Source organism: Mycoplasma sp. 1012 (genome assembly GCF_054343455.1).
The window spans coordinates 1-7,296 of the sequence record NZ_JBTGVG010000033.1 but is presented as its reverse complement, the minus strand read 5'-3'; the positions used below and the strand labels follow the sequence as shown (position 1 = coordinate 7,296).

5 protein-coding genes are annotated in these 7,296 nt (G+C 23.6%); 1 reads left to right on the top strand and 4 read right to left on the bottom strand.

Features of this window, described 5'->3' with window-relative positions; genetic code table 4:
• Positions 1-87 precede the first annotated feature (87 nt).
• The 3 genes from ACXX89_RS03835 to ACXX89_RS03825 form a co-directional block, all read right to left on the bottom strand.
• Positions 88-2,730 (bottom strand): type I restriction-modification system subunit M, encoded by a 2,643-nt coding sequence (locus ACXX89_RS03835; RefSeq protein WP_458557711.1) that lies wholly within the window; start codon positions 2,728-2,730, stop codon positions 88-90.
• A 227-nt stretch (positions 2,731-2,957) separates the two neighbouring features.
• The gene (locus tag ACXX89_RS03830) at positions 2,958-4,487 is read right to left on the bottom strand and encodes a phospholipase D-like domain-containing protein (protein ID WP_458557710.1); all 1,530 of its coding nucleotides are present in this window, start codon (positions 4,485-4,487) and stop codon (positions 2,958-2,960) included.
• A gap of 27 nt (positions 4,488-4,514) precedes the next feature.
• Positions 4,515-4,775, bottom strand: coding sequence for a hypothetical protein (locus tag ACXX89_RS03825; protein ID WP_458557709.1), 261 nt, complete (start codon positions 4,773-4,775; stop codon positions 4,515-4,517).
• Positions 4,776-4,896: 121 nt separating this feature from the next.
• Here ACXX89_RS03825 and ACXX89_RS03820 point away from each other — a divergent pair, with 121 nt between their 5' ends.
• Positions 4,897-5,664, top strand: a complete 768-nt coding sequence (locus ACXX89_RS03820) for a leucine-rich repeat domain-containing protein (RefSeq protein ID WP_458557708.1) — start codon at positions 4,897-4,899, stop codon at positions 5,662-5,664.
• 30 nt (positions 5,665-5,694) lie between these two features.
• On the opposite strand, the gene ACXX89_RS03815 is transcribed toward ACXX89_RS03820, so the two are convergent.
• Positions 5,695-7,296 (bottom strand): hypothetical protein (locus tag ACXX89_RS03815; RefSeq protein ID WP_458557707.1); only part of this gene is annotated, 1,602 nt, incomplete at its 5' end.

Genomic DNA, 7,296 nt, shown 5'->3' with positions numbered 1-7,296 from the left:
AATAAATTTTGAATAATGTCCTGTTCTCAAGCGTGAGTAAATTCTTTGAATCTTAAAGAAGGAACTAACTTGTCTTTTGAAATCATTTTATTTATTTCCTAAAATTTTTATTAACTCTTCAATTGCTTCCATATCTGAAGGTTCGCCTTTTAATTCAGAAAGCAGATTAATTAGATTGGATTCTTGTTCTTTAATTTGATTATTGATGTCACTTAAAGTATCAAAGTATTTATCATATAAATATTCTAATTTGGAAATTAAATAGTTAATAATAGCATCTTGTTTTTCGAAAATAATAGATTCAAAATTACTAATTCATTCTTTGTGTAATAAATTAAAGAATTCTTCTTCAGTGATGTTTGATAAGTATATTTCAATATTTTGGTTTAATTCTGTTTTTAAATTTTTTAAGTCTTTGTTTAAGTCAGATTTTTGGTTATTTAAATTATCAAATTCTAATAATTTGCATTCTAAAGATTCTTCTTCTCATTGTTCATTAGAATCAATTTTTTTAATGTATTTTTTAACTTCTGCGGCTTTTATTACTCCATCTTTAAATAATTCTTCATCTTTGTCTTCGTCATTAATGCTTTCAACAATGGAATTCATTTGGGAATCTAAATCTGTAATTTGCTCTTGTTTTTCATTAATTGAATTAATTAAAGAGGTAAGTTTAAATTTACCAATGGTATCAATATCAAATAATTCACTTTCGATTTTATTAACTTTACCATCTTTGGTTTTGCTAATTGTTGTTGTTTGTTCAAGGATTGTGCTAAATTCTTCTCCTTCAAATTTTTGAATAACAGAAATTGTTGGTTGAATATGTTTATGAGCATAATTAAGCATTATTTGGAATAATTCATATTTATCTAATAACGGTACGTCTTCTAAATCTTCAAAGATATATTTATCAATAATATTATCTAAATACTTATCATCAAGTTTAAAAATATTGTCTAATGAAGAAGTTAAATTAGAAATTTCTTCACTAAAATCACTAATGATTTGTAAATAGTGATTTGAATATGCTTTAACATCACTATTTTCTTTTACTTTATCTTGAATTAAGCCCTTATCAATGAGTTTAAAGTAAGAATCATTAACTTTGGTTGTGATTGTGTCAAAAAGGGAGTTAAAAGTATTTCAATATGCTTTTAATTCATCAAGCTCCACTTTAGGTACTCCGCCATACATTGATGCATATAAATCGTGTGTTTCTTCTTTTTCAAAGTTATCAATGTATCTAGAAATGTTTAAATTGAAGTCATTTTCTTCAATTTCTTTTAAAGTAACATTTCTAGAAAACTTAGAAATTTCTGCTTTTGATTTATAAACATCAATAATTCTTTTAATATGAGATCTTTCTAGTTTGTTATTTTTTCCATCTTTGACAAAGAGTTTAGAAGCATCGATGAATTGGATGTTACTATCTGCTTTATTTTTCTTAAGAATCATTACGATAGTAGAAATACTTGTTCCAAAGAAAATATTTGCAGGTAAACCAATAATTGTTTCAATTTTTTGATTTTTAATGAGTTTTGTACGAATTTCTTTTTCACTGGAACCTCTAAAAAGAACACCATGTGGTAGAACAATCGCCATCATTCCATTTGTATCTAAGTGATATAGTTCATGTAAAAGGAATGCATAATCTGCTTTTGATTTTGGAGCAACTCCATAATCTGCATAACGCGGATCTGTTTGTCTTCCTTCTGGATTTCATTTTAAAGAATAAGGCGGATTAGAAACGACTGCATCTACAGAAATAATATCACCGTTATTTTCACTAACCGGTCAATCTTCATTAAGAGTATCACCACATCTAACATTAATATCGGCTGAATTAATGTTTTTCATAATTAAATTCATTCTAGTTAAGTTAAAAGTAGTTCTAACTTTTTCTTGAGCATAATAAGTTACAGAATCTTTGTTTTTGTCATATTTCTTAAAGGTTGATCCAATATTTAAAAGTAAAGAACCTGAACCTGAAGTAGGGTCATATACCTTTATTTTATCTCTATCTCTAAAGTTTCAAGCAATGATTTCAGACATTAGAACAGAAACTTCATGTGGTGTATAAAATTCACCACCTTTTTTACCCGCTGTAGAAGCAAATTGTCCAATTAAAAATTCATAAACATATCCTAAAACATCATAGTTCTGATTAGTTACAGGAATATCTTTAATTTGTTCCATTATTTTTTTAGCTGTTTCTGTTTGTTCTTGAACATTGGAACCAAGTTTATTCAACTGTTCAACAGAAATCATAATAATATCTTCAAATAAGTTTTTGTATTTTTGATCATCTATAATATTTTTGTTAAATCTTTGAATTGCTTCTGAAAGTTTGGAAATGCTAAAATCTGATTGTTTTCCATATTTGTTTGTTGTTCATACTTGATATAAATCGTTGTAAAAAATGAAATATCCTAAATCTTCTTTTATTAAATTGATTTTTTCTTTAATTTCTGTGATTTTATCTTCATTATCTGTATAAATTTCAGTATAGTTAGAAACCATTTCTTGAATTTCTTCGATTGAAAATTCAAACTTTTCTTGCATTAAATCAATTTGTTTTTGAGATAAGAAACTATAGAATATAAAAGATAATATAAAGTCTTTATATTCATATGCTTCTAAATTACCTCTTAAACCATTTGCAGATTGTCAAATTCTATTTGCTAACTCTTGTTTTGTTATTGTTTTTTCAAATTCTTTTTTTGCCATTTTTTCCTTTCTTGTTTTATTTAATAGCCTAATTTATTTAATATTATAATTATATTAAAAAATAATGTTTATTTATGTATAAAGCAGATGTTTTTCCGTATCTAAACTCCTGATTTTGCCAAAAATACAGGGAAATTGCTTGTTTTTAGCTTTTTATTATAAAAAAACAAAAACTTGCTTTTTTACAAGTTTTTGCTTGATTTTATTTAAACTATAAAACAAAATGTTTATAAAAGACTTTTGAATAATTCGATAATCATTTTTTTAACTTTAGAAGTAGGTTTTGTATTTGTGAAAGTTTTAGGTATAACAATATTTTTTTCTTTTAAATTTTTAATATTTTCATTAAATTTTTTAATAAATTGACCTTGAATTAAAACATTAATTTCATATTGAGAATAAAAGCTTCTAATATCTAAATTCATTGTTCCAGTATATGCTATATTTTCATCAATAATCATTGATTTAGTGTGAGAAAAAATATTTTTAAATTCAAATATTTGAGCACCATATTCTTCAAGTTGTTTTGCAAAATCTTTTGTGAATCATTCAACGTATTTTTTGTCATATTTTCCAGGTAAATAAATTTCAACTTTTCTACCTAGAATAATCATTTCTTTTAAAGCAAGAAAAATTCTTCTTGTAGGAATGAAGTAAGGAGTAAAAATTTCAATTTTTTCTTTTGAAGAATATATCATTTGAATTATAAAGGTTTCTAAAAAAGAAACGTCATATCTTGGACCACCTTCAAAAATTAATCCATAATTTTCTTTAAAATCATTATTCATATTGAAATTTATATTTAAATAAGAATTGATATCAGTAATCTCATAATCAGTTCATAAATTTCAATCTTTGATAAATGAATTGGTTAAATCAACAACAATTTGTCCTTTTATTCTTAAGTTTGCATCGAACCAAATTCCGTATTTTGTTGAAAAATTAGAATATTCATCACTTAAATTATTTCCACCAATGTAACCTATTTTACCATCTATAATAAAAAGTTTTTTATGAATTCTATAAAAACTTTTAGAATGAATAAAAGGAAATCAAATTTTGTTATAAACATAAAATTGAATACCTAATTTCTTTAATTCTTTAAAGTCTTTTTTTGGAAGAGATGCAGATCCAAATCAATCTAAAATAATTTTAATTTCAACATTTTCTTTTGCTTTTTGAATTAAAATATTTTTCATTTGTAACCACATAAAATCATTTTTAATAATATAAAGTTCTATGAAAATAAATTTTTTGGCATTTTTTAAATCTAAAAATAACTTTTCAAAAAAATCATAACCATTTAAGTATAATGAACTATTAAAATTTTTAGGATTTGTTGTAAATATTTTATGAGCTTTATCAAATAAATCTAAATTAACATTTTGTTTACAATTAAAACCACAGAAATCATTATCATAAGGAGTTAAATTTCTATTAAGTAAATAGTCTTTTTCTTTTATTCTATAATTATATTTTCTTCCAAAAATTAAAAAGAGTATTGGACCAAAAAAGGGGAAAATAAGGATAATTAATATTCAAGAAATTTTTGCATCTATATGTCTTTCTTGTAAAAATAAATAAATAGCAAATAAACAATTTATGAAGTAAAATATTATTCCACCGATTATAAATTCTAATTTTGCATCTTTAAAGATTTTAGTTATGGCAACATACGTAAAAAAAATAAGAAAAAATAAAAAGGAGAATAAAAATAAAAAGTTTATTACTTTATTAATAGAAATCTTTTTTTTCATATTGATAATTATATAAAAAAAATAATTTTAGTAAATAAAATAGATAGGATTTATGGTTTTTGTATTACCACTATCTTTTGTTGTTGGAGAATCTCATTTTTGAGATAAACCTTCTTTGGTTTTTATTTCTCCTGATGAACTTGTTGCCATTTTTGCAGAAGCAACAAGTGAAGCAATAGAACTAACCATTAAAGGGATATAAGGTAGAACTGCTGCAAATGCAAAAGATCCACCAATGTTTTCTATTTCTTCATTAGTCAACTTAACCAAAGTCACTTTTTGTTTCATTTGTCCCTCCTTTCACTTAATATTTATTTTTTATTCAATTTTTACTAAAAAAAGGAAAAAAATAAGATTTTATTTCTATTTTTCCAATTAGAATATAAAATTGTAAAGACAAAGGAGAAAAATGAAAATATTAACCAAAAAAGAATCTTTAGCAATCTTGAAGCAAAAAGAGTATTTTCAAAATGCTATTTTAGATTTAAGTAGTTTTAAAGATTTAGAAATAATTGATGAGTTAGCCTTTGCAACCAAAGGGATTGAAAAGGTTATCTTTCCAGAAAATTTAAAAATCATTAAACTTTCTGCATTTATGAATTGCACTATTAAAGAAATTGTTTGAAATAATAAAATCGAAATAATTGAAGACTCTGCATTTGAAACTAATTTTTTAGAAAAAACTGAATTGCCAAATTCCTTAAAAGAAATTAAATCATTTGCTTTTGCTGATAACCAATTAGAAAAAATTAGCATTACTGCTAAAGTAGAAATCATTGAAGAAAGTGCTTTTGAAAACAATGATCTTTTACATTTAGAATTCAATAATGAAAATCTTTCGATGGTTTTCAATCCTTTTTGAAATAACACAAACATTGAAACTTTAACATTTAATTTAAAGCAAACTTTTATTCAAGATAGTGAAAATAAAGGATATAAAAAAATATCTATTAAATACATTGAATATTCAAATTCAAAAGATTTTCATAATATTTCTTTTATAGATTTTAATTTATTAAATAATTTAATGAAATATGAAGATTTTGCTAATATAAAGGAAATTACCTTTATAAACAATGAAGCAAGTGATTCTGAATCAATTGAAATTTATTTTAGTTTTGATAAAAATAATAAAATTTTATTTTTTGCAGATCAACAAATTAATTTTCATAAATAAAATTCAAGTTCAAAAACTTGAATTATTTTTTTACTTTGTTGTTGCTTCGTTGCTTTGACCATATTGTCATTTATCTAAAGTTTGTCTATGATTATCAATTCTTAGTTCAACAAGTCTATAAGTTGAAGTTCTATCTAGGTTTCTTAAAAGAAATGCTGCACCATCAGAAGCAGAACTAATGTTAAAAGTTCTTGTTTCTGTTTTGACAACTTTTCCATTAGAAATCTTTTCTAACTTAGCAACGCCTTTATATTCACCATTGGTTTTAGGTTGTATATCTTTAGTTTCTCAAAAGAAACTTAATAATAAACTATTATTGGAATCACTTGGTTTTAAAGCAAGATTTATTACCCTTAGTGGTTGTTTTTTGATGTAATATCAATCTCTAATATGGGCTAATGTTGTTTCATTATAAGTAAATGTTCTAAGAGTTTGATTTCCAAATTTCATTTTGTTTACTAAATAATCCTCTTCGCCACTACCTTGACCATCTACGGTTATAGTGTATTTATGAGTATTTTCGTTTAATGTTTCTAAAACAAAATCCGCTTGTATATTTCCATTTGAAGTTTCAAAAGTAACTTTATTTGCTTTGTTTCCTAAAGTTAAATTATTGAAAATTTCAAATGAAAATTTATATTTATTTGTTTGTGGTTCATATTCTTTTTGTCAATTTTTAGCAATTGACTCTAAACTTTGGAATGTTATAGATTTATTTAAAGAATCTGGAAGATTAATTATTAAATCATTATTTTGTGTTCCTAATTTTAAATTTGTTAAAGTGATTGTTCTTGGAATTTCATAATCAATAACAAATTCAATTTTTTGTGTACCTTGATCTTCAAATTTGGATCAAGTATTAAAATCTATCTTTTTAATTTTGGTTGTTACTTGCTCATCATTAGTTAATAAAAACAAATCTCTATTTTCCTTAGTTTTCAAGTTTGCAACATTAACATCTAAAGATAAAACAAACATACTATTAGTTTTTTGAACTAAATTTGCTTTTTCTATATTAATAACAGTAATATCTTCAATTTTGTAAATTTTCTTTGGTAAAGATTTTAATTCTTGTTCATACTTAACTTTTGCATCGTTATAATCAAAATCTTCTCCTTTTTGTTCTAAATCTTTAATTTCTTGATCTATCTTTGTTTTTAAATCAATTATAGATTGATATTTATAATCTGATTTTCCTTTAGTTATATTTGATCAATCATTATTAAATTGATTAATAAAAGTTTTGAATTCTGAAAGTGATAATTTAGAATTTTTCACATTTGAATTATCAGTATCATCAGAATTACTAATCTCTTTATCAGTCTGTTGATTGCCTTTTGTATTAATATTACTATGACCATTTCTACTGGTCATATTAGCTTGTTCATTTTCAGAAATTACTGTATTTCCTTTATTTTTGGTATTAGTGTTATTGTTTACAGAACCATTTTCATTAGTTTCCAAAGCACTATTGTTCATATTATCTTTTTTATGTAATGTAGGTATTAAAATAGATGGTATTAAGATTGCACTTGTAGTCAATAATGCTGCTAATGAAATTAGAGAAATTTTCTTTTTCCCGTCTTTCCCAGTTGACGGGATTTTTTTATTTTTTTTCACATATTTAATACT